Origin of the sequence: Vibrio sp. Vb2960, from assembly GCF_033337665.1 — a bacterium.
Classification (GTDB): domain Bacteria; phylum Pseudomonadota; class Gammaproteobacteria; order Enterobacterales; family Vibrionaceae; genus Vibrio; species Vibrio alginolyticus.
In genome coordinates this window covers 98354-123903 of sequence record NZ_JAWORD010000009.1, presented here as the reverse complement: position 1 = coordinate 123903, position 25550 = coordinate 98354, and the positions used below count along the sequence as shown (strand labels likewise).

22 protein-coding genes, 1 tRNA gene and 1 riboswitch are annotated in these 25550 nt (G+C 44.5%); of the genes, 8 read left to right on the top strand and 15 right to left on the bottom strand.

Annotation, left to right across the window (positions count from 1 at the left end):
- Positions 1–121 precede the first annotated feature (121 nt).
- The gene (yfbV, locus tag R7O03_RS10020) at positions 122–574 is read right to left on the bottom strand and encodes a terminus macrodomain insulation protein YfbV (protein ID WP_005380809.1); all 453 of its coding nucleotides are present in this window, start codon (positions 572–574) and stop codon (positions 122–124) included.
- A 346-nt stretch (positions 575–920) separates the two neighbouring features.
- On the opposite strand from yfbV, the gene R7O03_RS10015 reads away from it, so the two are divergent.
- The 3 genes from R7O03_RS10015 to R7O03_RS10005 all read left to right on the top strand — a co-directional run bounded on the left by R7O03_RS10015 (position 921) and on the right by R7O03_RS10005 (position 5164).
- Positions 921–2117, top strand: coding sequence for an acetate kinase (locus R7O03_RS10015; RefSeq protein WP_005380807.1), 1197 nt, complete (start codon positions 921–923; stop codon positions 2115–2117).
- Positions 2118–2253: 136 nt separating this feature from the next.
- Positions 2254–4398: a phosphate acetyltransferase gene (pta, locus tag R7O03_RS10010; protein ID WP_005380805.1), complete on the top strand. Its 2145-nt coding sequence runs from the start codon at positions 2254–2256 to the stop codon at positions 4396–4398.
- Positions 4399–4741: 343 nt separating this feature from the next.
- Positions 4742–5164 carry a hypothetical protein gene (locus tag R7O03_RS10005; RefSeq protein WP_005387269.1) on the top strand — a complete coding sequence of 141 codons (423 nt, stop codon included), beginning with the start codon at positions 4742–4744 and terminating at the stop codon, positions 5162–5164.
- 114 nt (positions 5165–5278) lie between these two features.
- Here R7O03_RS10005 and R7O03_RS10000 read toward each other — a convergent pair whose 3' ends face one another.
- The 11 genes from R7O03_RS10000 to moaA form a co-directional block, all read right to left on the bottom strand.
- Positions 5279–6226, bottom strand: coding sequence for a glutathione S-transferase family protein (locus R7O03_RS10000; protein ID WP_262638645.1), 948 nt, complete (start codon positions 6224–6226; stop codon positions 5279–5281).
- Positions 6227–6393: 167 nt separating this feature from the next.
- Positions 6394–7407 carry a murein tripeptide/oligopeptide ABC transporter ATP binding protein OppF gene (gene oppF / locus R7O03_RS09995; protein ID WP_005387265.1) on the bottom strand — a complete coding sequence of 338 codons (1014 nt, stop codon included), beginning with the start codon at positions 7405–7407 and terminating at the stop codon, positions 6394–6396.
- On the bottom strand, positions 7386–8357 hold the full coding sequence (locus R7O03_RS09990) for an ABC transporter ATP-binding protein (protein WP_005380792.1): 972 nt from the start codon (positions 8355–8357) through the stop codon (positions 7386–7388). The genes oppF and R7O03_RS09990 overlap by 22 nt, the downstream gene beginning before the upstream one ends.
- Positions 8358–8384: 27 nt before the next feature.
- The gene (oppC, locus tag R7O03_RS09985; protein WP_017633861.1) at positions 8385–9287 is read right to left on the bottom strand and encodes an oligopeptide ABC transporter permease OppC; all 903 of its coding nucleotides are present in this window, start codon (positions 9285–9287) and stop codon (positions 8385–8387) included.
- Positions 9288–9302: 15 nt separating this feature from the next.
- Positions 9303–10223 carry an oligopeptide ABC transporter permease OppB gene (oppB, locus tag R7O03_RS09980; RefSeq protein WP_005380786.1) on the bottom strand — a complete coding sequence of 307 codons (921 nt, stop codon included), beginning with the start codon at positions 10221–10223 and terminating at the stop codon, positions 9303–9305.
- Between the two features lie 128 nt (positions 10224–10351).
- Positions 10352–12028 carry an ABC transporter substrate-binding protein gene (locus R7O03_RS09975; RefSeq protein WP_017633862.1) on the bottom strand — a complete coding sequence of 559 codons (1677 nt, stop codon included), beginning with the start codon at positions 12026–12028 and terminating at the stop codon, positions 10352–10354.
- Positions 12029–12559: 531 nt separating this feature from the next.
- Positions 12560–13015 (bottom strand): molybdopterin synthase catalytic subunit MoaE, encoded by a 456-nt coding sequence (gene moaE, locus R7O03_RS09970; RefSeq protein WP_005380781.1) that lies wholly within the window; start codon positions 13013–13015, stop codon positions 12560–12562.
- 1 nt (position 13016) lies between these two features.
- Complete coding sequence (gene moaD / locus R7O03_RS09965; protein ID WP_213886604.1) at positions 13017–13274, bottom strand: molybdopterin synthase sulfur carrier subunit; 258 nt, start codon at positions 13272–13274, stop codon at positions 13017–13019.
- Positions 13271–13750, bottom strand: coding sequence for a cyclic pyranopterin monophosphate synthase MoaC (moaC, locus tag R7O03_RS09960; RefSeq protein WP_005388936.1), 480 nt, complete (start codon positions 13748–13750; stop codon positions 13271–13273). Before moaC ends, moaD begins: the two co-directional genes overlap by 4 nt.
- 26 nt (positions 13751–13776) lie before the next feature.
- Positions 13777–14289, bottom strand: coding sequence for a molybdenum cofactor biosynthesis protein B (gene moaB, locus R7O03_RS09955; RefSeq protein WP_005388935.1), 513 nt, complete (start codon positions 14287–14289; stop codon positions 13777–13779).
- Positions 14290–14390: 101 nt separating this feature from the next.
- Complete coding sequence (gene moaA / locus R7O03_RS09950; protein WP_213886603.1) at positions 14391–15380, bottom strand: GTP 3',8-cyclase MoaA; 990 nt, start codon at positions 15378–15380, stop codon at positions 14391–14393.
- Positions 15369–15503, bottom strand: a riboswitch (molybdenum cofactor riboswitch). It overlaps the preceding gene by 12 nt.
- Before the next feature lie 175 nt (positions 15504–15678).
- On the opposite strand from moaA, the gene R7O03_RS09945 reads away from it, so the two are divergent.
- Positions 15679–16575 carry a YvcK family protein gene (locus tag R7O03_RS09945; RefSeq protein WP_005388931.1) on the top strand — a complete coding sequence of 299 codons (897 nt, stop codon included), beginning with the start codon at positions 15679–15681 and terminating at the stop codon, positions 16573–16575.
- A gap of 138 nt (positions 16576–16713) precedes the next feature.
- On the opposite strand, the gene luxU is transcribed toward R7O03_RS09945, so the two are convergent.
- The 3 genes from luxU to uvrB all read right to left on the bottom strand — a co-directional run bounded on the left by luxU (position 16714) and on the right by uvrB (position 20783).
- The gene (gene luxU, locus R7O03_RS09940; protein ID WP_136976695.1) at positions 16714–17058 is read right to left on the bottom strand and encodes a quorum-sensing phosphorelay protein LuxU; all 345 of its coding nucleotides are present in this window, start codon (positions 17056–17058) and stop codon (positions 16714–16716) included.
- Positions 17055–18461: a quorum-sensing sigma-54 dependent transcriptional regulator LuxO gene (gene luxO, locus R7O03_RS09935; RefSeq protein ID WP_005380768.1), complete on the bottom strand. Its 1407-nt coding sequence runs from the start codon at positions 18459–18461 to the stop codon at positions 17055–17057. The genes luxU and luxO overlap by 4 nt, the downstream gene beginning before the upstream one ends.
- Positions 18462–18752: 291 nt before the next feature.
- Positions 18753–20783 (bottom strand): excinuclease ABC subunit UvrB, encoded by a 2031-nt coding sequence (gene uvrB / locus R7O03_RS09930; protein WP_017636056.1) that lies wholly within the window; start codon positions 20781–20783, stop codon positions 18753–18755.
- A gap of 559 nt (positions 20784–21342) precedes the next feature.
- Between uvrB and R7O03_RS09925 the strand changes: the two genes are divergently transcribed.
- The 4 genes from R7O03_RS09925 (at position 21343) to rsxB (ending at position 25550) form a co-directional block, all read left to right on the top strand.
- Positions 21343–21418: transfer RNA gene (locus R7O03_RS09925), tRNA-Asn, on the top strand.
- Between the two features lie 350 nt (positions 21419–21768).
- On the top strand, positions 21769–24066 hold the full coding sequence (gene pflB, locus R7O03_RS09920; protein ID WP_318131693.1) for a formate C-acetyltransferase: 2298 nt from the start codon (positions 21769–21771) through the stop codon (positions 24064–24066).
- A gap of 305 nt (positions 24067–24371) precedes the next feature.
- A complete protein-coding gene (gene rsxA, locus R7O03_RS09915; RefSeq protein ID WP_005380762.1) occupies positions 24372–24950 on the top strand; it encodes an electron transport complex subunit RsxA in 579 nt (192 codons plus the stop codon).
- 3 nt (positions 24951–24953) lie between these two features.
- Positions 24954–25550: an electron transport complex subunit RsxB gene (gene rsxB, locus R7O03_RS09910; protein WP_005380760.1), complete on the top strand. Its 597-nt coding sequence runs from the start codon at positions 24954–24956 to the stop codon at positions 25548–25550.

The following is a 25550-nucleotide window of genomic DNA, read 5'->3' as shown; positions in this document are numbered from 1 at the left end:
TCCGGAAAGAATCTTTGGTAAACAAAGCTTCGCTCGCTTCATCAACGACCGTCAAAGTAGGTAATAGAGGCAGGATCAAAAATGGAGCGGCCAGTGCACACTCCATTTCAAACAATTTAAATTAGAACCAACGCTCTAATGACGATTTATCGAGCTGGCGAAACGCTCGGTTCAGTATTATCGCAAGCTCTTTGTAACGAGGGCGAGCTTTGACAGGCTCTAATGCAAAACCTGTTTCCACAATTTTTTGATGCAACTCCCGATACCAAGAGGCCAAAGAAGGCGGCAATTTCGTGTTGGATCGAGCACCAAGCCACCAAATGCCTTGAAGTGGCAAGCTAATCGCAAACAAGGCTACAACAATGGATTGAGGTAACGCGTGGTAATTGTTAAATGCCATTTGAGTGAGTACGCTGATCGCAGCAACGGCCGGCATGACTTTAATGCCAAAGCGAGTCGCCTTAATGATACGCTGTTCCGGAAATATGGCGCTTAGCTCTTTACGAACCGGCCAGATCTCCATGTAATTCTGGCCATCTTTCAGGCTATGGATCAATCCGACTTTATTACTCATACCGCTCTCTCACTAAAAAATAGTTGAACATTTCAACTGAAGGTACAAAAAATTGATGAAAGTTAATATTCTTTCAAATTTTTTTTGTTATCATTGCTTATTATCGCTATCCTTTGCAGACCCTCAATCTCATTGTTGCTGTTATTTACAATTTAAGCAACTCCGAGATATCTATCTGCACGGATCGCATCATAGTGATGGAAGGGTTCATCACTATTTCTTTATATGGAATTAGAACAATTTTTGACCAGGATTAGTACGCAGCCTTCTGGGTATCGGCTATTCTTGTGATTAATTTTTCATTCTTTAACTGATTTTTTATCAGACGAATAACAGGTAGTCATACATGTCTAAGCTAGTTTTAGTTTTAAACTGCGGTAGTTCTTCTCTTAAATTTGCCGTTGTTGATGCCGAGAACGGCGACGAGCACTTGTCAGGTCTTGCTGAGTGTCTTCACCTTCCTGAAGCTCGCATCAAGTGGAAACTTGATGGCAAGCACGAAGCTCAACTAGGCAATGGTGCAGCTCACGAAGAAGCACTAGCGTTTATGGTAGAAACTATTCTTGCTTCTAAGCCAGAGCTTAAAGCTAACCTAGGCGCAATCGGTCACCGTATCGTTCACGGCGGCGAGCAGTTCACTCAATCTGCACTAATTACTGATGAAGTTCTAAAAGGTATTCAAGACGCTGCAACATTTGCACCTCTTCATAACCCTGCTCACATCATCGGTATCGAAGCGGCTAAGAAAAACTTCCCAGAGCTGAAAAACGTTGCTGTATTTGACACTGCGTTCCACCAAACTATGCCTGAAGAGTCTTACCTATACGCTCTTCCATACAACCTATACAAAGAACACGGTATCCGTCGTTACGGCATGCACGGTACTTCTCACTTGTTCATCACTCGTGAAGTTGCAGGCCTACTAAACAAACCAGTTGAAGAAGTAAACATCATCAACTGTCACCTAGGTAACGGCGCATCTGTATGTGCGATCAAGAACGGTCAATCTGTAGACACTTCTATGGGTCTTACTCCACTTGAAGGTCTGGTAATGGGTACTCGCTGTGGCGACATCGACCCTGCTATCGTCTTCCACCTACACGACGCTCTAGGTTACTCTGTTGATCAAATCAACACGATGCTAACTAAAGAGTCTGGTCTTCAAGGTCTAACTGAAGTGACTTCTGACTGTCGTTTCGTTGAAGACAACTACGGTCAAAAAGAAGAAGCAACACGCGCAATGGACGTGTTCTGCCACCGTCTAGCTAAATACGTTGCTGGCTACACTGCTTCAATGGAAGGCCGTCTAGACGCAATCACTTTCACTGGCGGTATCGGCGAGAACTCTGGCCCTATCCGTGAAATGGTTCTAAACCGTCTTGGCATCTTCGGTATCGAAGTAGATAGCGAAGCTAACCTTAAAGCTCGCTTCGGCGGCGAAGGCGTTATCACGACTGAAAACAGCCGTATCCCTGCAATGGTTATCTCTACTAACGAAGAGCTAGTCATCGCTGAAGACACTGCTCGCCTGACAGGTCTTTAATTGAATTCCTGGCTAGCCACTCGGCTAGCCAGATTTTCATTCAAACGAATTTCTTAGGGGCTCAACTCCTATTCTTCGAGCTTCATGGAATAAGAGTTGAGCTTTTATCCCCCAAATAGCTAAAGGTACTCTACGAATGTCTCGTACTATTATGCTTATCCCTACTAGCGCAGGCGTTGGCCTAACAAGCGTTAGCATGGGTGTTCTTCGCGCTATGGAGCGTAAAGGCGTTAAAGTTTCTTTCTACAAGCCAATCTGTCAGCCACGTTCAGGTGGTGATCAGCCAGATCTGACTTCAACTATCGTTGGTCGTAACAGCGATATGAAGATCGGTGAACCAATGGCGATGTCTGTTGCTGAAAGCCTAATCGGTAACGACAACATGGACGAGCTGCTAGAAACCGTTGTTGAACGTTACAACCAAATCAACAAAGACGCAGACGTTACGCTAATCGAAGGTCTTGTACCTACTCGTAAGCACCCATTTGCAAACCAAGTAAACGCGGAAATCGCGGCAACACTTGGTGCAGAAATCGTGCTAGTTGCGACTCCAGGTACTGATAACCCTGCGCAACTGAAAGAGCGTATCGAAGTAGCATGTTCTAACTTCGGCGGCACTAAAAACAAAAACATCTCTGGTGTTATCATCAACAAGCTAAACGCTCCTGTTGACGAAGCTGGCCGTACTCGCCCTGACCTATCTGAAATCTTTGACGATGCAGACAGCGCGAAACAAAACGAATTGAAAGTGATGGAAATTTTCAACACTTCTCCAATTCGTGTACTAGGTTGTGTGCCATGGAGCATTGATCTGATTGCGACTCGTGCAATCGACATGGCTAAACACCTGAAAGCAGATATCATCAACGAAGGTGACATCAACACTCGTCGCATCAAGAGCATCACTTTCTGTGCACGTTCTCTGCCAAACATGATTGAGCACTTCAAACCGGGTTCTCTACTTGTTACTTCTGCAGACCGTCCTGATGTTATCGTTGCTGCTTCTCTTGCTGCAATGAACGGTGTGGATATTGGTGCAGTACTGCTAACTGGCGGTTACGATATCCCTAGCGAAATCGAAGGCCTATGTAAACCAGCATTCGACACTGGTCTACCTATCTTCAAAGCACAAGGTAACACTTGGCAAACGTCTCTAAACCTACAGAGCTTCAGCATCGAAGTACCTGCAGACGATAAAGAGCGTATCGAGTTCATCAACGAACACGTTGCTGGCCACATTGACGGTAACTGGATCGAGTCTATGACTGAAGGCACTCAGAAGTCTCGTCGTCTAAGCCCACCAGCGTTCCGTTACCAGCTAACTGAACTTGCTCGTAAAGCAGGTAAGCGTATCGTTCTTCCAGAAGGTGACGAACCACGCACAGTTAAAGCAGCGGCAATCTGTGCTGAACGCGGCATTGCAGACTGTGTACTTCTAGGTAACCCAGATGAAATCCGTCGCGTAGCGGCTCAACAAGGCGTTGAGCTAGGTACTGGTGTAACCATCATTGATGCAGATGCTGTTCGTGAAAACTACGTTGCTCGCCTAGTTGAGTTGCGCGGTGCTAAAGGCATGACTGAAGTTGTGGCTCGTGAGAAGCTACAAGATTCAGTATTCCTAGGCACAATGATGCTTGAGAACGACGAAGTTGACGGCCTAGTTTCTGGTGCTGTTCACACTACGGCGAACACTATCGTTCCTCCGTTCCAAATCATCAAGACGGCACCAAATGCGTCTATCGTATCTTCAGTATTCTTCATGCTTCTGCCTGATCAAGTACTGGTTTACGGTGACTGTGCAATCAACCCAGATCCAACTGCTGAACAGCTTGCTGAAATCGCTATCCAATCTGCCGACTCTGCAGCAGCATTCGGTATCGAACCACGCGTTGCAATGATCTCTTACTCTACTGGTGAATCTGGTAAGGGTGCAGACGTTGATAAAGTACGTGAAGCAACAAAACTGGCTCAAGAGAAACGTCCTGATCTTATCATTGACGGTCCTCTACAGTACGACGCTGCTATTATGGAAAACGTTGCTGCTTCTAAAGCACCAAACTCTCCAGTTGCAGGTAAAGCGACAGTATTTGTATTCCCAGACCTAAACACGGGTAACACAACTTACAAAGCGGTACAACGTTCAGCTGACCTAGTATCTATCGGTCCAATGCTGCAAGGTATGCGTAAGCCTGTAAACGACTTGTCTCGTGGAGCGCTAGTAGACGACATCGTGTACACCATCGCTCTAACAGCTATCCAAGCAGACCAAGAAGCTAAATAATCGCTTCTGACATCTAGTTAGATATAGATACAAAGCCCTCGATTCGTCGAGGGCTTTTTCTATTGCTGGCCAGAACACTTATTTGTTTTTTATACCAATCACTGCACAACCTATAATTACTGGTGCGCAAAGCTTTTCTCCCTATCGCCCCACCACACCTAATCGACAATGCTCGCGCTTGTTCTTACACCGATTGACCCATTCCCCAAAATACATTGGCTCCAAGGCAGCACGGCCCCTGTTCAATTTATCGGCATTATTTACGTTTTAGCTAAACTTTTTTGCTAGGAAATACGTAAAAGCTACTGCAATGCACAAACTCATTGACTGCTAAGGAATATATATGAAGGATTTCATCAATACATCACTGATAAAGTTTGGTTTAGCTGCGTTTCTGATTAGTTTTTCTTCATTCAGCTTTTCCGCCTCGAGTATTAAAGGCGTCGATCAAGATATGTCCGGAGGAACGGTGACCGCTGAAATGGCTCATGCTGATGACAATGGGTGGATGGTTGTCCACCGAACAGACGAATCAATGAAGCCTGGTCCTGTTATCGGCTACGCTCCGTTAAAAATGGGAAAGAATGAAAACGTAAATGCAATTTTGATGGAACCAGTAGAATCAGGCGATATGCTGATGTTAATGGTCCACGGAGAGAAAGGTGGCATGAAGACTGGTGTGTTTGAGTATACGCTCGGCGCTAAAGAGGACGGTCCTGTAAAAGTGGACGGAAAGCTAGTGATGGACATCGTACGCGCTAAGTAAGGTGGCGATGAATGAAAAAGTAAACTTCCTACTCCCGGTATTTAGATGACACAAAAGTACTTAACGGCATTGCTAACCGTTAAGTACTTTTTCATTTGCGATGGAAGCAGCAAACTAGCCAATCCTTTCTCTTCCATGAGGAGTATTTAGGTCTAAATCAGGCCCTTTTGGTACAACTTGCGTCGGATTAATCCCAGTGTGGCTGAAGTAGTAGTGGCGTTTAATGTGATAGAAATCCGTCGTATCTTCGACGCCTTTTACTTGATACAACTCTTTTAAGTAGCCTTGTATATTTTCGTAGTCTGCGATGCGCTGCTTGTTACACTTGAAATGCCCCACATACACCGCATCAAAACGAATAAGAGTCGTAAACAAACGCCAATCCGCCTCAGTAATTGTGTTCCCTGCTAAGTAACGATGCGTAGCTAGGTGAGCATCGATTTTATCTAACGCATTAAACAAAGAATCAAACGCTTCTTCATACGCCTCTTGTGTAGTCGCGAAGCCACAACGATACACTCCGTTGTTGACATTTGGATAAACAAAATCGTTCCACTCATCAATAACGTGTTTTAGATGATCTGGATAGTAGTCGTCGTGATTCCCTGTTAACGCATTGAATTCCGAATTGAACATGCGAATGATCTCTGACGACTCGTTTGACACAATAGTATTGGTCTTTTTATCCCAAAGTACAGGCACGGTTACGCGGCCCGTGTAATCGGGTTTGGCCTGCGTGTAAATTTGATACATGCGCGTGTGACCAAACAATGGCTCAGGAAGCCCCATTTGCCAACCTTGGCTGAGCATATCAGGGCAAACGACCGTGACATCAATATGTGGTTCTAAACCTTTCAGCTTGCGGAAAATGAGGGTTCGATGTGCCCACGGACAAGCAAGAGAGACATACAAATGGTATCGACCGGACTCTGGTGTAAACTCCGCATCAGGGTCGTTTTTAACCCAGTTACGGAATCCGGCATCTTCGCGCACAAATTTGCCACCATTTGATTTTGTGTCATACCAGACATCTTGCCAAACACCTTCAACCAACTTACCCATGATTGCTCTCCTCTCGTTCTGTTTGTGTCTATATTAGCGTTTCCTATCAAACAGAGAATCATCGAACTTAGGACATCATGTTCAAGAAATTCGAATGTATAAATCAGACACATAAAAAAAGCGCGACCCGATGAAGGTGTCGCGCTTAAGCCCGTCACAGGCTGAATTTATACACTAACGTGTAAACAAGATACCGCGTGAACGTCATTACCTAAAATGGTTGGCTTTGTCTTCGCACACTCTTCGGTTGCTTGTGGGCAACGAGTGCGGAATACACAACCCGACGGTGGGTTGATAGGTGAAGGAAGATCACCCTCTAGCATTTGGATTTTCTTATTGCGCTCAATATCCGGGTCCGGGATCGGAACCGCAGACATCAGCGCACGCGTATATGGGTGCTTAGGATCAGCAAACAGAGCCTCGGCCTCGCCAAGTTCCACGGCATTACCTAAATACATAACTAAAACGCGATCTGAAATGTGTTTAACGACAGACAAGTCATGCGCAATGAATACCAGAGAAAGCCCTAACTCTTTTTGAATCTCTTTAAGTAGGTTAACCACCTGAGCTTGAATAGATACATCAAGCGCCGATACTGGCTCGTCACAAATGATCATCTTAGGCTTAAGGATAAGCGCACGCGCTATCCCGATACGCTGACACTGACCACCCGAGAACTCGTGTGGGTAACGGTTAATCACGTTAGGTAATAGGCCAACTTTCGCCATCATCTCTTTAACGCGATCTTTCACTTCCTGCTTAGACAGTTCTGGATAGAATGTCTCAAGAGGTTCAGCAATGATATCACCAACAGTCATACGCGGATTCAGCGATGCCAATGGGTCTTGGAAAATCATCTGAATTTCTTTACGCGTCTCACGGCGCTGAACGCTTTTCATTTTAGTAAGGTCTTGACCCAACCAAACTACTTGGCCGTCAGTAGCTTCAACCAGACCAATGATGGCACGAGCAAACGTCGATTTACCACAACCTGATTCACCTACTACACCAAGCGTTTCCCCTTCGTATAGTCGAACGTTCACGCCATCTACCGCTTTCAGGCTCGAAGGCTTTGACCACGGCCATGCCGACTTTGAGGCAATGCTGAAGTGAACTTTCAGCTCAGAAATGTCCAGAATTAGTTTTTTGTCTACTGCGTTCATTTGTTCCAAGCCTCCCATTCAGAAAAACATGCACGCTGACGACCATCACCAAATGGTGTCAGAATTGGCGCCTCGCGCTTACAACGATCCATCACACGGTGACAGCGCTCTTGATAAGGGCAGCCCGGCGGTAGACGAAGCAAGTTTGGTGGATTACCAGGAATGGTCGGCAGAATTTCACCCTCAGTATCGAGGCGAGGAATCGCCTTCAGCAGCCCCTCCGCATAAGGATGGCTTGGATTGTAGAAAATTTCGTTTACGTTGCCGTACTCCATAGTACGGCCTGCATACATCACCAGCACCTTGTCACACGAACCTGCAACCACACCAAGGTCGTGCGTGATCATGATGATCGCTGTGTTGAACTCAGATTTCAGCTCATTCAACAAGTCCATGATCTGTGCTTGTACCGTCACATCAAGTGCTGTTGTTGGCTCATCGGCAATAAGCAGTTTAGGACGACATAACAACGCCATCGCGATCATTACACGCTGACGCATACCGCCTGAAAACTCATGCGGGTACATCGTGATACGCTTACGCGCTTCAGGGATTTTTACCGCTTCCAGCATGCGTACTGATTCTTCAAATGCTTCCGCTTTGCCCATGCCTTTGTGCAGCATAAGCACTTCCATCAACTGATCACTCACTTTCATGTAAGGGTTCAGTGATGTCATTGGGTCTTGGAAGATCATTGCGATCTGTTCCGCACGCACTTTGTTCAGTTCTTTTTCTGGTAAGTTTAGGATTTCTTTGCCTTCAAACTTTGCGCTACCAGAAATAATACCGTTCTTAGCCAAAAGGCCCATGATTGCGAATACGGTTTGAGATTTACCTGATCCCGACTCTCCAACGATACCTAAGGTTTCGCCTTGGTTGAGAGAGAAGTTCAAATCGTTTACTGCGGTTACGATACCATCTTGCGTGGTGAATTCGACGCGCAGATCTTTGACATCTAATAAGCTCATCATTGCTTCCTTAATCTTATCTTTTAATTATCTGTCTTTTGGATCCAGCGCATCGCGCAGGCCGTCACCAACGTAGTTGAAGCAGAATAGCGTCACAACCATGAACACTGCTGGGAATGCCAGCTGCCAGATTGCTACTTCCATTGTCTGTGCACCTTCTTGTAGAAGAGCGCCCCAACTTGTCATTGGTTCCTGAACACCAAGACCAAGGAATGATAGGAATGATTCCGTTAGAATCATACTTGGGATAAGCAGCGTAGAGTATACCGCTACAATACCCAGTACGTTAGGTACGATATGACGAGTAATGATTTTCCAGTTGCTTACACCACACACATGTGCCGCTTCGATAAACTCCTTGCTACGTAGACTAAGAGTCTGACCACGTACGATACGCGCCATATCTAGCCATGCGATAGCACCAATCGCAACGAAGATCAGCATGATGTTACGACCGAAGAATGTTACCAGTACAATCACCAGGAACATAAACGGTACCGCGTATAAAATTTCTAGAATACGCATCATTACGCGGTCAACTTTACCGCCGATGAAACCAGATGCTGCGCCGTAGAGCGTACCAATCAGTACCGCTACAAATGCACCCATAACACCTACCATCAACGAAATACGACCTCCAATTAGCGTACGCACGTATAAATCACGGCCTAAGCTGTCAGTACCAAACCAATGGTCAGCATTCGGTGCAACGTGCATCGCGTACCAGTCAGTATCATCAAATGTGTACGGTGCGATCATTGGCAGGATAATAACCGCCAAGGTCATTAGAACAAGAAGGAATAAGCTCACCATCGCCGCTTTGTTGCGCATGAAACGGATACGAGCATCTTGCCAAAGACTGCGACCTTCAATCTCCAAGTTTTCGGAGAATTTCTCAATCGCTTCTAGGTTTTCTTTTTTCGTTAACATAACCAAACGTCCCTGTTAGTAGCGAATTTTCGGGTCAATCATTGCAAGTAAAATATCTACAATCGCGTTGAATAGAATGAATAGGAAACCAATCAGAATGGTTACCCCCATTACTAGCGAGTAGTCACGGTTAAACGCAGCGTTAACGAATAGTTTACCAATACCAGGCAGACCAAAAATGGTTTCGATAACAACGGAACCGGTGATGATACCTACGAAAGCTGGACCCATGTAAGAAACAACAGGGAGAAGTGCCGGCTTAAGAGCGTGTTTGATAATGATATAACGGTAACTTAGACCTTTAGCACGTGCCGTACGAATAAAGTTACTGTTTAGGGTTTCGATCATCGAACCACGCGTAATACGAGCAAAGGTAGCAACATACAGTAGCGACATACCAATAACAGGAAGCACTAAATACTGCCAGCTACCATCTTGCCAACCGCCCGCAGGGAAGATATTCCAGTGAAGCGAGAATATGTAGATAAGCGCAGGCGCTAATACAAAGGATGGCATTACGACACCAAGCATCGCAGTCGACATAATGGTGTAATCAATCCAAGTATTTTGCTTGAGCGCAGCAATGGTACCGACGGTAACCCCCATTATCAAAGTAAAGATAAAGGCGATGAAGCCCACTTTAGCCGAAACAGGTAAGGCAACCGCGATCAGCTCGTTTACTGAGTAATCAAGGTATTTAAATGACGGTCCGAAATCACCTTGGATAACATTGGTCAAATACGTGGTGTATTGTTCAAATACAGGTTTATCCAAGCCATATTTAGCTTCGATATTTGCCATTACTTCGGGTGGCAATGGACGCTCTGTCGAGAAAGGGTTTCCCGGTGCAAAGCGCATAAGAAAGAAAGATACGGTGATCAAAACCAACATTGTTGGGATCGCCTCAAATATCCTTTTTGCGATGAATTTAAGCATAAACTCACTCTTTCAGTCTGTGACAGTTAAATTAAAGAAGTCGTCCAATTCTTTTGGACTAAAGATAGGCGCTACATGCAATTTCTCACATGTAGGGCCTCATTTTTATAGTTCTATCGAGTTACGAATTACTCTGTGATGTAGAGATCTTTAGAGTAAATCTTGTCTTCCGCGTTATTTACTGGGAAGCCACCAACTTTCGGTGATAGTAGACGTGATTTCACGTACTGGTAGATAGGTGCGATTGGCATATCTTTTGCCATCAACTTCTCTGCTTCTAGGTAAAGCGCTTGGCGCTCTTCGTCAGAAGTTGAAGCAAATGCTTTGTTCATGATCGCATCGTACTCTTTGCTGTCGTAGTGAATACCACCAGTAGTGTTATTACTCATCATCAGCGTTAGGAAAGATGAAGCTTCGTTGTAGTCGCCACACCAACCTGCACGAGCAACCTCAAAGTTGCCAGAATCTTTGGTAGATAGGTAAGTTTTCCACTCTTGGTTTTCTAGCGTAACGTCAAGACCAAGTGTCTTCTTCCACATTGAACCCAGTGCAACCGCAAGTTTCTTGTGGTTCTCTGATGTATTGTATAGAAGGTTAAATTCAAGAGGGTTGTCTGCGCCGTAACCCGCTTCTTCCAATAGACGCGCAGCTTCTGCGTTACGCTCTTCTTGCGTCATTTTGCCGTATGCAGGGATTTCTGGGTTGAAACCTGCCGTAATTTCAGGTGTTAGGAAGTAAGCTGGCTTTTGACCTTGACCTAAAATCGCATCAGTCACAATGTTACGGTCAATCGCATAAGAAATCGCTTTACGCACACGAACATCATCAAACGGCTTTTTCTTCGTATTGAAGATGTAGTAGTAAGTACATAAGTTACCGGTTACAGACACTTCTTGTGGGTGCTCTTTCTTCAGACGCTTGAAGTGCTCTGTAGGCAGCTCGTTCGTGAAGTCGATTTCACCCGCTAGGAAGCGGTTCATTTCCGCTACTTGGTTCTCGATTGGTAGGAAAGTAACTTGGTCAAGCGTCGTGTTTTCGTTGTCCCAGTACTGTTCGTTACGTTTTAGAACCAAACGCTCGTTTACAACCCAGTTGTCAACAACATAAGCACCGTTACCTACAAAGTTCTCTGGCTTCGTCCATTGATCGCCGAACTTTTCAACAGTTGCTTGATGAACAGGTTTCACTGTCGTGTGGCCCATCATCATTACAAAATATGGTACTGCAGTATCTAACTCAACCACTAACGTGTGATCGTCAACCGCTTTAACACCTAACTCGCTCTTATCTTTTTTACCCGCAACAATGTCTTTTGCGTTCTTCATCTTGGTGTATTCCATGTACCAAGCATATGGAGAGGCGGTTGCTGGATCGACTGCGCGTTGGAAGCTGTAAACGAAATCACCTGCAGTGACAGGATCACCGTTTGACCATTTTGCGTCTTCACGTAAGTGGAAAGTGTATGTTTTGTTGTCTTCAGTTTCCCAAGATTCTGCAACACCAGGGATAGTGTTACCGTCCGCATCTTGGTTTACAAGGCCTTCAAGAAGGTCGCGAATCACGTGGGATTCTGGAACACCTTGAGATTTATGAGGGTCTATTGTCGCAACTTCTGTACCGTTACCACGCACCAATTCTTGAACAGCAGCAAGTTTTGGCTCTTTAGAATCAGATTTAGCTTCAGGGGCTGGAGCCGGAGCAGGCTCAGCAGCTTGTTTCTCCGCAGGCTTTTCACCACAACCAGCTAGAGCGAGAGAAAGACCAGCACCAATAAATAAAGCGCGCGTGATTTTATTCTTATACATGCGTAAAACTCCAAATTTTTTCGTTAGCATCCATGACTTCTTTGTAAGGGCCTGGAACGGTCAGAGTTTTAGATTTTTTTAGTGCACTTTCTGAGCACAAAAGTCTAAAACCTTACAAAGACTGCGGCACACATTAGCAATCATTGAAGTAATTTGCCATAAAAATGTAGCAAAAAAACCAATAATGCTGACTAAACCACACATATCTAGCAGTAAACTCTAACCCCAAAGCATTCACCAGCCAAATAAAGACCAGAAGCGACATTTAACAGGCGAAACTTTCGATTAATCTAAGTTTAAACCATTTACTAGCATCTTATGCTAGATATTTACACATCATTTAACATTTATGACAAATCAAGTCTAACAAATAATTGTTTATATATTGGGCAAAAAACTTTTATTGTGAAGAATATCACCAGACAAAAGATAGGAAATATTGAAACAAAGTGAGCAATACAATGAAGATAAATACAAAAAAAGCTAAGTACCATTAGCACTTAGCTTTTTTCACTAGAATGCGGGTTAGTTCTATTTTTCCCAACGCTGTGCAGCTTGATGATCGGTGTCGCGCGACTCAATCCAACGATCTTCATTCGTCGTACGCTCTTTTTTCCAAAATGGTGCTTGGGTTTTCAGATAATCCATGATGAACTCGCACGCATCAAATGCCGCGCCGCGGTGCGCACTGGAAACGCCCACAAATACAATTTGATCACCGCTATCCATGTCTCCGACACGATGAATCACGCGTACACCTAATAGTGGCCAGCGAGACTCAGCTTGATCGCAAATGTCGCTCAAGCTCTTCTCTGTCATCCCCGGATAGTGCTCTAGATGTAAACCAATGACATTATCCCCAAGGTTCATATCTCGAACTTTACCAACGAATGTAACGACAGCGCCGGCAGCCGTCCCTTCAGATAGACGTTGATATTCTTGCTCAACCGAAAAGTCTTCAATTTGTACAGATACACGAGAATCCATCTTAACCCCCAGTTACCGGCGGGAAAAACGCAACTTCGTCACCTGCTTTTACTCGTGTATCCAAAGGGACGATGGATTGGTTCACTGCAGCAAGTAGCTTTCCTGGCTCGAGCGCTAAATCCCACTTGCCATCTTTCTTAGTGCCTTCTTCCACTAGATGTGCACGAATGGATTCAACCGTTTCAAACGGCCCGTCTAACTCGACACTGTCGATGCCAATCAGCTCGCGAGTTTGAGCAAAGAAAAGTACTTTAATCATGATTCCACCTTAAAGTGACCAGATTTACCACCCGTTTTCTCTAGTAGACGAACTTGACCAATGACCATGTCTTTTTGTACTGCTTTACACATATCGTAAATCGTTAGAGCAGCAACGGAAGCTGCCGTGAGCGCTTCCATTTCCACACCAGTTTTACCCGCAAGTTTACATACTGATTCGATGCGAACTTTGTTTTCTGTTTCGATAGCTTCCAGTTGAACTTCAACTTTAGAGAGTAGTAGCGGATGACAAAGTGGAATCAAATCCCAGGTTTTCTTCGCAGCTTGAATACCAGCAATACGAGCCGTCGCAAATACATCACCTTTATGGTGCTGGCCAGAGACAATCAGTTGAAGTGTTTCTGGGGCCATGTGAACAAATGCTTCAGCACGAGCTTCACGAACCGTCTCCGTTTTTGCTGACACGTCAACCATGTTTGCTTCGCCAGAAGCATTGATATGTGTAAATTGGGTCATTGTTTTTCCTTCGCTTTTAGGAAAGGTTATACAGATAGGTGTGGCATGAAGTTACAAGGGCGATGACTTGCATCCAACTGCTGTTTAATAATTTTTGTCCAGCCTGTGCGGCACGCACCAGTTGAACCTGGCATTGCGAAGATCACGGTGTGGTTAGCAAAACCAGCAATCGCACGAGACTGAATCGTAGACGTACCGATCTCTTCGTACGACACCATACGGAACAACTCACCAAAACCTTCAACTTCTTTATCAAATAGAGGCTTAAGTGCTTCTGGCGTGCTATCACGTGAGGTGAAACCTGTACCGCCAGTAATCATGATCGCTTGTACGCTTTCATCAGCAATCCATTGAGAAACAATCGCGCGGATCTTGTACATGTCATCAATAACAATTTGCTTGTCTACTACGTTGTGACCCGCTTCTTGAGCATGCTCAGCTAGGTAACGACCAGAGGTATCGTTTTCTTCAGTACGAGTGTCAGATACCGTTAGAACGGCAATATTTGCAGGTTGGAATTTGCTTTCAGCGTGACCCATTTGTTCACCTATTCTCTTAATTAGCTTTGATACGCTTGGTATCGATTCGGAAAAAGTTAGAGCCAGCTTATCACTAAGCTCGCTCTAAAAGTTGAATGAAGTTAGCCGCCGATAGACGCGAGGTGTGGCGTCATACCAGTATTGCCATCATGCAAGAAATGGCTTACCGACTTGGTTTGTAACTGCGCCTGGATACGTTCAATAAGCTCACTCTCTTGCTCATCACGTTCCAAAAGATCACGCAATTCTACACCGTGGTCTCCAAACAGACATAGGTGCAGCTTACCCATCGCAGAAACGCGCAGTCGGTTGCAGCTTTCACAAAAGTCTTTTTCATAAGGCATGATAAGACCTATTTCACCCTTGTAATCAGGATGAACAAATACTTGCGCAGGACCATCATTATGCGAGCGCACTTTCAGCAACCAACCATTTGCAATTAGCTGGTTACGAATTGCAACTCCGGATACATGGTGCTTATTAAATAGCTCATCCATCTCACCCGTTTGCATCAACTCAATGAAACGCAGTTGGATTGGACGATCTTTTATCCAGTTAAGAAACGCTGGCAGCTCGTGATGGTTCAGATCTTTCATCAACACCACATTAACTTTTACTTGCTCATAACCGACCTCGAACGCACGTTCGATACCATTCATGACTTCAGTAAACTTATTTTCACCTGTGATTTGATGAAACATACGCGGGTCAAGGCTATCCGCACTGACATTAATGTGGGTTAAACCCGCTTCACGCCAATCTGCGACTTGTTTTGCCATGCGATAGCCATTGGTTGTCGTTGCAACTTTTTGAATGCCTGGCGTCGTTGCGACAGAATGAATGATGTCAGTGAAATCTTTGCGCAAGCTAGGCTCACCACCAGTGATGCGCACTTTTGACGTGCCACAATCAGCGAATGCTTTTACGACCCGTTTGATTTCAGGGAGAGATAAAAAAGACGAGTTTTTATTGCCCGAAGGCTTATAGCCATCAGGAAGGCAATAGGTACATTTGAAATTACATACGTCGGTCACAGACAGACGCAAGTAATAGAACTTACGATGAAATTTGTCTTCGAATTGTTGCGCCACGGAACACCTTTCCAAACACGGGAGGCATGGCCATTTCCAATCATGCCCTTGTGACAGTACGCCACTGGCTCAAAACGCTTATCCTCGGACTTAGCAATAGTGAGCTCGGAGTTATGGCAACCAGAGATATGAAATCTCTGATAGCTTTGCGGTGTAAAATACTTAATATTTGTAATGGAATCCAGACTTGAGTGATAAAAAACTCTCTAGAGACACAATTTACCGCTAAGTGAGTACCTTTAAGACACTCCTTAAGATAAATTGTAGCCGTTTTTTATTAGATTATTAGAAGAACATAATGAATATCTACACAGATAAAAAAGTGGTCGCTGTTGGCGGTGGTCATGGCTTAGGTCGAATGCTGGCCGCATTACGAGATTTTGGCAGCAATGCAACTGGGATTGTTGCCACGACTGACAATGGTGGTTCAACAGGAAGAATTCGTCACTGCCAAGGAGGAATCGCTTGGGGAGACACACGTAACTGTATTAATCAGCTCATTACAGAGCCTTCGATCAGTTCTATGATGTTTGAATATCGCTTCAAAGGCACTGGCGAACTTGATGGTCATAATCTTGGTAATTTGATGCTTACTGCACTCGATAACTTATCGGTCAGACCTTTAGATGCCATTAATCTGATTCGCAATATGTTAAAAGTCGATGTTAACATCCTTCCTATGTCCGAACACCCTTCGGATCTTTCCGCGTTATCCGTAGATGGGAAGTGGGTTACGGGAGAAACAAATGTCGACGAAATGAAAGCAGACTTGCGACGTTTGGATCTTTCACCAGAAGTGCCTGCTACCAAAGAAGCCATCACAGCTTTGGCGGAAGCGGACGCGATTATTCTTGGCCCTGGCAGTTTTTTAACTAGTATCATGCCTCCTTTATTGCTGCCTGAACTCGGCAAAGCGATTGCAGCAAACACAAAAGCAAAAGTCATTTTTGTTGCTAACCTGAGTCCAGAATACGGCCCAGCGGGACGAATGACGATGGCTCAAAAATTAGAATGGTGTGAACGTGCCTGTCAAGGAAGAAAAATAGACGTGGTTCTAGCAGAGAAAACCGAGCAAGACGTCTTAAGTCAATGGAATGTAGTGACGGAGTCACTCGCCTCCTCTAACCGAGACTGGCGTCACGATAGAAACAAGCTCAAACTAGCGATTGAAAATCAGCTACAACTTTCTATCTAGGAGCACGTTACCTGACTAGCGCCCTCTTTTAAGTTGTTTATTGATAATGAAAACCCTTCTGTCATCGAAGGGTTTTAGTTCAGGCATCCAGTAAGAACAGATGTTTACTAAGAAAAAATGGTTAATAGGAATAAATAGCTACTGTCGCCAAGAGCGATAAGCATCTCGAGTTTCGTGCAAAAGATCGAACATCGCCTCTAATTCCTCAGACTCCGCAGTTAAATCATCGGCTTTCGCTTTTTTGTCTATGGACATCGCCAGTTCACAAAGGCGATCTGCCCCAAAGCTCGCAGCACTACTTTTCAGCGCGTGGCTGATTTCTTTTGAGTAAGCTAATCGCTCTGCCCCCTGTAGTTGGGATAAGTTCTCGATATAGGTATCCATTTCTCCTAGGAAGATATCGAACAGTACAGGTACGTTGTCACTGCCAATTTCCATCGACAGTTCATCTATTTTTTGCTGATTTAATACATTTACACTCATACTTTTTGCCGCTCTTCCTTGCCGTTCCATGCCTGTAACTTGCGGTAAATCGTCGACGGACTGACATCAAGGTATCCCGCCGCTCGAGGAATATTGCCATCACATGCTTCAATCGCTTGCTCGATTGCCATTTTTTCCGTCATCCATAATGGCATAATCTCAGATGCGGTCATCGCTTTCGGCTCAATTAATTTAGCCACAGACGACGGACGGTCAAGCGGTTGATTCAACGGTGGCGGTAACATATCCAACGTAATCTCTTTACCGTTGTTTAGAACAACGATATTGCGTAGCACGTTTTGTAACTGACGAACGTTACCCGGCCACTCATAGCTGTTGAATCGCTCGATGACATCAGGCGCAAAACGTATGAAGCTTTTTCCTTCTTCGTGTGACATGTAACCTAACAGTGAGTATGCAATTTCAATAACATCTTCGCCTCGTTCGCGTAAAGGCGGTAAATGCAAAGGAATGACATACAAACGATAGTACAAATCTTCACGGAATCGACCTTCTTGTACCTCTTTCCAGGGATCACGGTTAGTGGCACACACAAAGCGCACATCCACGCTCTTCATTTTTGAGGAACCCACTTTTTGGAATGTGCCCGTTTGAATAAATCGTAGCAACTTGGTTTGTAAATCCAAGTCCATCTCACAAAGCTCATCTAGAAAAAGTGTGCCGCCATCCGCTAACTCAGCTGCCCCTTGACGATCATTCGCAGCGCCAGTAAAGGCCCCTTTTACGTGACCAAACAGTTCACTCTCAATCAAATCTTTTGGAATTGCAGCACAGTTAATTGCAATAAAAGGTTTGTCACCACGTTTACTTGCTGCGTGAATAGCCTCGGCACATACCTCTTTACCAGTACCACTTTCACCTGTGATAAAAATACTCGCTTTACTGCTCGCCGCTGAATCTATCGTACGGTAAACCTGCTGCATGGTTTGGCTACTGCCGATAAACCCCTGATAGCTCTGATTACCTGGATTATCGGCTTCATTTTTTAGCTTGGTCGCTTTACGAATGGCATTGTTAACCGTGACACGTAAACGGTCTGCTTCACACGGTTTAATTAGAAAGTCTTGTGAGCCATGACGCATGGCCTCGACAGCGGTATCGATAGAACCGTGAGCGGTCATAAAAATTATAGGTACGTCGGGATGACTCTTTTTAACGGCATGTAAAACGTCCATCCCCGTCATATCTGGCAGACGGAGATCGAGTAAAATAAGATCTGGAATTCGATGATTTAGGCTCTCAATGGCATCCCTACCTGTGCCGACAATATTGATATCTATGCCAAGCGGTGTCAGGTATGAGCGGTACAGAGCCGCAACAGATGCGGTGTCCTCGACCATTAAAAGGTAACGAGACTTTGGGCCTTCGGGTTTTTGTTGCATAACCTAGCTATTATTTTGTTGTGTTTTAAACAATAATCGCATTACGCTTTGCATTTTGCAAATAACATTAGCTAAATTATGGGCAAAGGAAAAAATTCAAAAATAATATCAATTATTTAAAAAGTGGCACAAACCATGCTGTAACGATAGTGACCCCTCGGGTCACCTAGCCAACTGACGTTGTTAGTGAACGATATGTTCACAAAACAAGCCAATAGACCCGACTGCCTATTGGCTTCTTTTTTTTACAAGCGACCTAAAATGCTTGGATAGCTAAATCGGTAAGTTTGTTCAACTATTTGCGATGAACTGCGCTCGTAGTTTTTCAATCTCGTCACGCTTTTGTGCCGCTAACTCAAATTCTAAATCTTGCGCATGCTGATACATAGCTGCCTCCAGTCGACTGATTTCTTTTTCTAGCTGCTGAGGGGACAGTGCCTCGTAAGTTTGCGAAGGCTCCGCCACTTTCGATAATGGTACCTGTTTAGTGTTACGCTGGCGTTTAGACTTAGTGATATCGCCAAGTTCCATGATGTCTTTGATATTTCGTTTGAGCGCTTGTGGCGAAATACCCATTTCTTCGTTGTACGCTTCCTGCTTCTCGCGACGACGGTTAGTTTCATCCATCGCCTTTTTCATTGAGTTGGTGATTCGGTCAGCGTATAAAATCGCCTTACCTTCGATGTTTCGTGCAGCACGACCAATGGTCTGAATGAGTGAGCGTTCAGACCGCAAGAAGCCCTCTTTATCCGCATCCAAAATTGCAACTAACGAGACCTCTGGCATATCCAGGCCCTCTCTCAATAAGTTGATTCCCACCAGCACGTCAAATTCTCCAAGGCGAAGGTCACGGATAATTTCCACACGCTCAACAGTATCAATGTCTGAGTGTAAATAACGTACCTTAACATCATGTTCGTGAAGGTATTCGGTGAGATCTTCAGCCATTCGTTTGGTCAGTGTTGTAACCAGAACTCGCTCATCTTTAGCAGCGCGAATACGGATCTCAGACAATAGGTCGTCGACTTGGGTCGCTACTGGGCGAACCTCCAACTCAGGGTCAAGCAAGCCTGTAGGGCGAACGACTTGATCCGCCACATCACCCGCCGATTTTTCTAGTTCGTAATTTCCAGGAGTAGCAGAGACGAAAATCGTTTGTGGCGCTAGTGCTTCAAACTCCTCAAACTTCAGTGGACGATTATCCAAAGCTGAAGGTAACCGGAAACCAAACTCCACCAGCGTTTCTTTACGCGAACGGTCACCTTTATACATGGCACCTATCTGCGGTACTGTCACGTGAGATTCATCGATGATCAACAAGCCATCATGAGGTAAATAGTCAAACAGGGTTGGTGGCGGCTCACCTTCCGAGCGTCCACTGAGATAACGAGAATAGTTTTCGATACCGGAGCAAAAGCCCAACTCATTCATCATTTCGATATCGAATTGAGTGCGCTGGCTAATTCGCTGCTCTTCCAGTAGCTTGTTGTTATCTAGAAGCTGCTTTTTGCGCACTTCTAGTTCGACTTTAATATTTTCAATCGCTTCAAGAATGCGATCTCTTGGCGTGACATAGTGCGTCTTGGGATAGATGGTATAGCGCGGCAAGTCTCGTTGTTTGACCACGCCTGTCAATGGGTCGAACACACTGATGCAATCCACCTCATCGTCAAACATCTCAACGCGCACAGCGTCTTGGTCTGATTCGGCTGGGAAGATGTCAATCACTTCACCTCGAACACGGAATTGGCCACGCTCAAAAGCAACATCATTGCGTGAGTATTGGAGCTCCGCTAGGCGACGAAGCATATCACGCTGATCAATCACATCTCCACGTCGCAAATGAAGCATCATTTGTAAGTAGGATTCCGGATCACCCAAACCATAGATAGCTGAAACCGAAGCAACGATAATAGCGTCTTTCCGTTCCAATAAAGCTTTAGTGGCAGACAGTCGCATTTGCTCAATGTGGGCGTTAACCGAAGCGTCCTTTTCAATGAAAGTATCTGTTGTGGGAACATATGCTTCAGGTTGGTAGTAATCGTAGTAAGAAACAAAATACTCAACCGCATTATTAGGAAAGAATGACTTCATCTCACCATATAACTGAGCAGCAAGCGTTTTGTTTGGCGCAAGTAATATTGCAGGTCGTTGGGCTTGAGCAATCACATTCGCTAGTGTGAAGGTTTTACCTGAGCCTGTGACCCCCAACAATGTTTGATGTGCTAGCCCAGCATCGAGCCCCTCAAGCAACTGATTGATCGCTCCTGGTTGATCGCCCGACGGCTGATAATCGGAGACCAATTCATAGACTTTACTCATACCCTTCCTCAATTTTACTGCGCTTTGGCTGTATATATATACACCTTAGCTAATGAAATCTACGTCTATCGAGAATTTAACCATCATTGTTAATAAATTTTCTTGTTTGTCTAGAATGCTATAGCCATACAAAAGTGACTCTGATATAGTACTTCGCCCTAGTTGAAGAGCTACACACATTCTTCACATTATAATTTCCACAACTTTTCCCCAAAAATTAGCTTAAAACTTTCTTATCCCCAAAAGATTGATTTTTATCCACTTTGAATACCTTTTGATTAAGATCGATAAATCTCTGTTTTATTTGCTTATTTTACGCATAACTCCGACTAAAAATTCATTAAATAAAAACTTAGTTGCATATCAATTTTCTTTACCCAGATCTCATCAACATACTTATCCACAAATTTAGTGGATAACTAACCTCGAGCCTTTACTGGCAAGCCATACAGAAAAGTAAAGCCCTTAACTCAATATTTTTTGCTAAAAATGTATTTTTTTACTGTTGACAGTAGTTTGAGTGCTCGGTAAGATTCTTCCCGCTTTCAAGCAAAGCAATTCCTCCTTAGCTCAGTTGGTAGAGCGACGGACTGTTAATCCGCAGGTCGCTGGTTCGAGCCCAGCAGGAGGAGCCAGATTATAGAAAAGCCGTGTCGCAAGACACGGCTTTTTTGTATCTTAATCGCCATGAAATCTAAGCCAATCTAGGCGCCATAAAATCACACCGAAATAAGTTCAAATTACAGAACTCATAACATTGTCATAGATAGTGTTCTCACAGCACCACACATTTAATTCTGTCTCTTTTCTAGCAAAACACAATCGTAAATAGTTGAATCTATTATTAATGCAATTTAATCATAAAAAAAATGAAAAGCATTCATTTTACTCATAACAAATAAATCCATACGATTAAAAGGGTTAAGAATGGTTCCGTCCTACTCGTCGCCTCCATTCTAATTATCAATAACTTAGGGATTTACTTATGACTATTCCGACAACTGACATGCTAGATGCATGGGCTGGATTTACTGCTGGTGAATGGCAAAACTCTGTCAACACTCGTGACTTCATCCAAAAAAACTATACACCCTATGAGGGAGACGAGTCTTTCTTAGCCGAGGTTAGCAAATCCACTTCAGCATTATGGAACCAAGTGCTTGAAGGCATAAAACAAGAAAGCCGCACACACGCCCCTATTGATTTTGACACAGACTTGCCCTCAACAATCACTTCCCACGATGCAGGCTACATCAACAAAGATCTGGAAAAGATCGTTGGCTTACAAACTGATCAACCGCTAAAACGTGCAATCATCGCCAATGGCGGGATTCGCATGGTAAAAAACTCGTGCGAAGTTTATGGCCGCGAATTGGATCCAACGGTTGAAAAGATCTTCACTGAATACCGTAAAACTCACAACAAAGCGTGTTTCGACCTTTACACCCAAGAAATTCTGGCGTGTCGTAAATCAGGCATCATCACGGGCCTTCCTGATGCCTATGGCCGTGGTCGTATCATTGGTGACTATCGCCGTCTCGCCCTATACGGTATCGACTTCTTAAAAGCAGACAAAAAAGAACAATACAACTCAACACAAACGTTCTTAGAACAAGGCAACGATCTTGAGAAAACACTTCGTCTTCGCGAAGAAATAGCCGATCAAGTTCAAGCACTTGAAGACATTCGTCAAATGGGTCTGAAATACGGCATTGATATGTCGCTACCTGCAAAAACAGCACAAGAAGCGATCCAATTTACCTACTTTGGCTACCTAGCGGCGGTTAAATCGCAAAACGGCGCAGCAATGTCACTGGGCCGTACTTCGACTTTCCTAGACGTCTATCTAGAACGCGATATCGCAAACGGTTTGATTGATGAGTCACAAGCGCAAGAAATGATTGACCACTTCATCATGAAGCTACGCATGGTTCGCTTCCTACGCACACCAGAATACGATTCATTGTTCTCTGGCGACCCAATCTGGGCAACCGAAGCCATGGCTGGTATGGGCGTTGATGGCCGTACGCTAGTATCTAAAACGACATTCCGGTACTTACATACACTACATACTATGGGCCCTGCTCCTGAGCCAAACATGACGATTCTTTGGTCAGAGCAATTACCTGAAGCGTTCAAGCAATACGCTGCAAAAGTGTCGATTGATACCTCTTCGGTTCAATACGAAAACGACGATCTAATGCGTCCTGATTTCAACAATGACGACTACGCGATTGCATGTTGTGTGAGCCCGCAAATTGTTGGTCAGCACATGCAATTCTTTGGTGCACGTGCCAACCTTGCAAAAGCGCTGCTTTACACCATCAATGGTGGTATCGATGAAAAATCGAAAGCGCAAGTGGGTCCGGTAGTGGACAAAGTTCAAGATGAAATTCTCGACTTTGACGCTTTGATGCCTCGTTTCGACAACATGTTGGAATGGTTAGCAACGCAATACGTCACAGCGTTGAACATCATCCATTACTCACATGACCGTTACAGCTACGAAGCGTCACTGATGGCATTGATGGATCGCGACGTGCACCGCACGATGGCGTGTGGTATTGCAGGTCTGTCTGTTGTTGCAGACTCTTTAGCAGCAATTAAATACGCAACCGTGAAACCCGTTCGTGATGAAGATGGCATCGCCGTTGATTTTAAAATCGAAGGTGATTATCCAAAATTTGGTAACAACGATGCCCGTGTTGATGACATCGCTTGTGATCTAGTTGAGCGCTTCATGAAGAAAATTCAGAAGATGCACACCTACCGCGAAGCAGTGCCAACTCAATCGATTTTAACAATCACATCTAACGTGGTTTACGGTAAAAAAACGGGTAATACACCTGATGGCCGTCGCGCAGGTATGCCTTTTGGACCGGGTGCAAACCCAATGCACGGTCGTGATGAAAAAGGGGCGGTTGCGTCTCTGGCATCGGTTTCTAAATTACCGTTTGCTTACGCTAAAGATGGTATTTCTTACACTTTCTCAATTGTGCCGAGCGCATTGGGTAAAGATGACTTGAGTCAGAAGAAGAACCTAGCTGCGCTAATGGATGGTTACTTCCATCACGAAGCAAGCAACGAGGGCATTGCGATTGAAGGTGGTCAACACCTTAACGTCAACGTTCTAGACCGAGAGATGTTATTGGATGCGGTTGAACATCCAGAGAAATACCCTCAGTTGACGATTCGAGTGTCTGGTTATGCGGTACGTTTTAACTCTCTAACGACAGAGCAACAGCAAGACGTCATCACTCGTACTTTCACAAGTAAGATATAAACATAGTCCATCAAGCACTCAGAAGATTTAAATAATTAGCTTGTAAATATGCATTGCCTGCCTCTCTTTTCTACCTGGGAGAGGCGGGCTTTTTTTAAAATCACACATTAGATGAAAATTAATAGGTAGTATCCTCTCGCTAACAATACATTCAGCAAACGATTCAATTTCTTATTGATTCATCAAAATAGATCAAATAGACGACTATTTTTCCATCGTGTATGTAAAACCACATCGTTCACTGGTTGTTATTGGTGTCACAAAACACGATAATATCAAGATCGGATTTTAAGAACGTAATAACTATGACCGAATATGTTTTGTTGTTGGTCGGCACTGTGCTGGTGAACAACTTTGTACTGGTGAAGTTTTTGGGCCTATGTCCTTTCATGGGTGTGTCCAAAAAACTGGAAACAGCAATAGGTATGGGCTTAGCGACAACTTTTGTGCTAACGCTCGCGTCAGTGTGTGCGTATTTAGTGGAAAGCTACATCCTTCGTCCACTAGGTATTGAGTACCTTCGAACCATGAGTTTTATTTTGGTGATAGCCGTTGTGGTGCAGTTCACCGAAATGGTTGTGCACAAAACCAGCCCGACGCTTTATCGCTTGCTTGGCATTTTCTTACCGCTGATCACAACAAACTGCGCAGTATTGGGCGTGGCACTTCTTAACATTAATGAAAACCATAACTTTATTGAATCGATCATCTACGGCTTCGGCGCCGCTGTTGGTTTCTCATTGGTGTTGATACTTTTTGCATCCATGCGAGAGCGCATAGCCGCCGCCGACGTTCCTGTACCTTTTAAAGGTGCATCAATAGCAATGATTACAGCAGGTTTAATGTCACTCGCCTTTATGGGCTTTACAGGTTTGGTGAAGTAAGCGATGAGTACGATTTTAATTGCGATTATCGCGTTAGCGGTTCTGGCTGCGATTTTCGGCGCGATACTTGGTTTTGCTTCTATTCGCTTTAAAGTTGAAGCGGACCCTATTGTGGATCAAATCGACGCCATTTTACCGCAAACTCAATGCGGTCAATGTGGCTACCCTGGTTGCCGCCCTTATGCTGAAGCAATTGCAAATGGCGACCACATAAACAAATGTCCCCCTGGTGGTCAGGCAACAATCGAAAAGCTCGCCGACTTAATGGGTGTTGAGCCAGAAGAATCTGCGCACGATCTCGACAGCAAAATTCCAACCGTTGCGTTTATTCATGAAGACATGTGTATTGGCTGCACTAAGTGTATTCAGGCGTGTCCGGTGGATGCAATTGTAGGCGGAACAAAGGCGGTCCATACCGTAATCAAAGACGAATGTACGGGCTGTGACTTGTGTGTTGCCCCATGTCCGACTGATTGTATTGAAATGATTCCTGTGGCAACGACCACAGAAAGCTGGAAGTGGCAACTTCACTCCATTCCGGTACTTAACATTACGGATGCTGCCGACAATGCAGCGAACGTGAAAGATTCAATTAAGTAA

Coding starts and splice junctions, on each gene's coding strand:
- yfbV (WP_005380809.1), bottom strand. CDS start 574: ATGAGTAATAAAGTCGGATTGATCCATAGCCTGAAAGATGGCCAGAAT.
- R7O03_RS10015 (WP_005380807.1), top strand. CDS start 921: ATGTCTAAGCTAGTTTTAGTTTTAAACTGCGGTAGTTCTTCTCTTAAA.
- pta (WP_005380805.1), top strand. CDS start 2,254: ATGTCTCGTACTATTATGCTTATCCCTACTAGCGCAGGCGTTGGCCTA.
- R7O03_RS10005 (WP_005387269.1), top strand. CDS start 4,742: ATGAAGGATTTCATCAATACATCACTGATAAAGTTTGGTTTAGCTGCG.
- R7O03_RS10000 (WP_262638645.1), bottom strand. CDS start 6,226: ATGGGTAAGTTGGTTGAAGGTGTTTGGCAAGATGTCTGGTATGACACA.
- oppF (WP_005387265.1), bottom strand. CDS start 7,407: ATGGGAGGCTTGGAACAAATGAACGCAGTAGACAAAAAACTAATTCTG.
- R7O03_RS09990 (WP_005380792.1), bottom strand. CDS start 8,357: ATGAGCTTATTAGATGTCAAAGATCTGCGCGTCGAATTCACCACGCAA.
- oppC (WP_017633861.1), bottom strand. CDS start 9,287: ATGTTAACGAAAAAAGAAAACCTAGAAGCGATTGAGAAATTCTCCGAA.
- oppB (WP_005380786.1), bottom strand. CDS start 10,223: ATGCTTAAATTCATCGCAAAAAGGATATTTGAGGCGATCCCAACAATG.
- R7O03_RS09975 (WP_017633862.1), bottom strand. CDS start 12,028: ATGTATAAGAATAAAATCACGCGCGCTTTATTTATTGGTGCTGGTCTT.
- moaE (WP_005380781.1), bottom strand. CDS start 13,015: ATGGATTCTCGTGTATCTGTACAAATTGAAGACTTTTCGGTTGAGCAA.
- moaD (WP_213886604.1), bottom strand. CDS start 13,274: ATGATTAAAGTACTTTTCTTTGCTCAAACTCGCGAGCTGATTGGCATC.
- moaC (WP_005388936.1), bottom strand. CDS start 13,750: ATGACCCAATTTACACATATCAATGCTTCTGGCGAAGCAAACATGGTT.
- moaB (WP_005388935.1), bottom strand. CDS start 14,289: ATGGGTCACGCTGAAAGCAAATTCCAACCTGCAAATATTGCCGTTCTA.
- R7O03_RS09945 (WP_005388931.1), top strand. CDS start 15,679: ATGAATATCTACACAGATAAAAAAGTGGTCGCTGTTGGCGGTGGTCAT.
- luxU (WP_136976695.1), bottom strand. CDS start 17,058: ATGAGTGTAAATGTATTAAATCAGCAAAAAATAGATGAACTGTCGATG.
- luxO (WP_005380768.1), bottom strand. CDS start 18,461: ATGCAACAAAAACCCGAAGGCCCAAAGTCTCGTTACCTTTTAATGGTC.
- uvrB (WP_017636056.1), bottom strand. CDS start 20,783: ATGAGTAAAGTCTATGAATTGGTCTCCGATTATCAGCCGTCGGGCGAT.
- pflB (WP_318131693.1), top strand. CDS start 21,769: ATGACTATTCCGACAACTGACATGCTAGATGCATGGGCTGGATTTACT.
- rsxA (WP_005380762.1), top strand. CDS start 24,372: ATGACCGAATATGTTTTGTTGTTGGTCGGCACTGTGCTGGTGAACAAC.
- rsxB (WP_005380760.1), top strand. CDS start 24,954: ATGAGTACGATTTTAATTGCGATTATCGCGTTAGCGGTTCTGGCTGCG.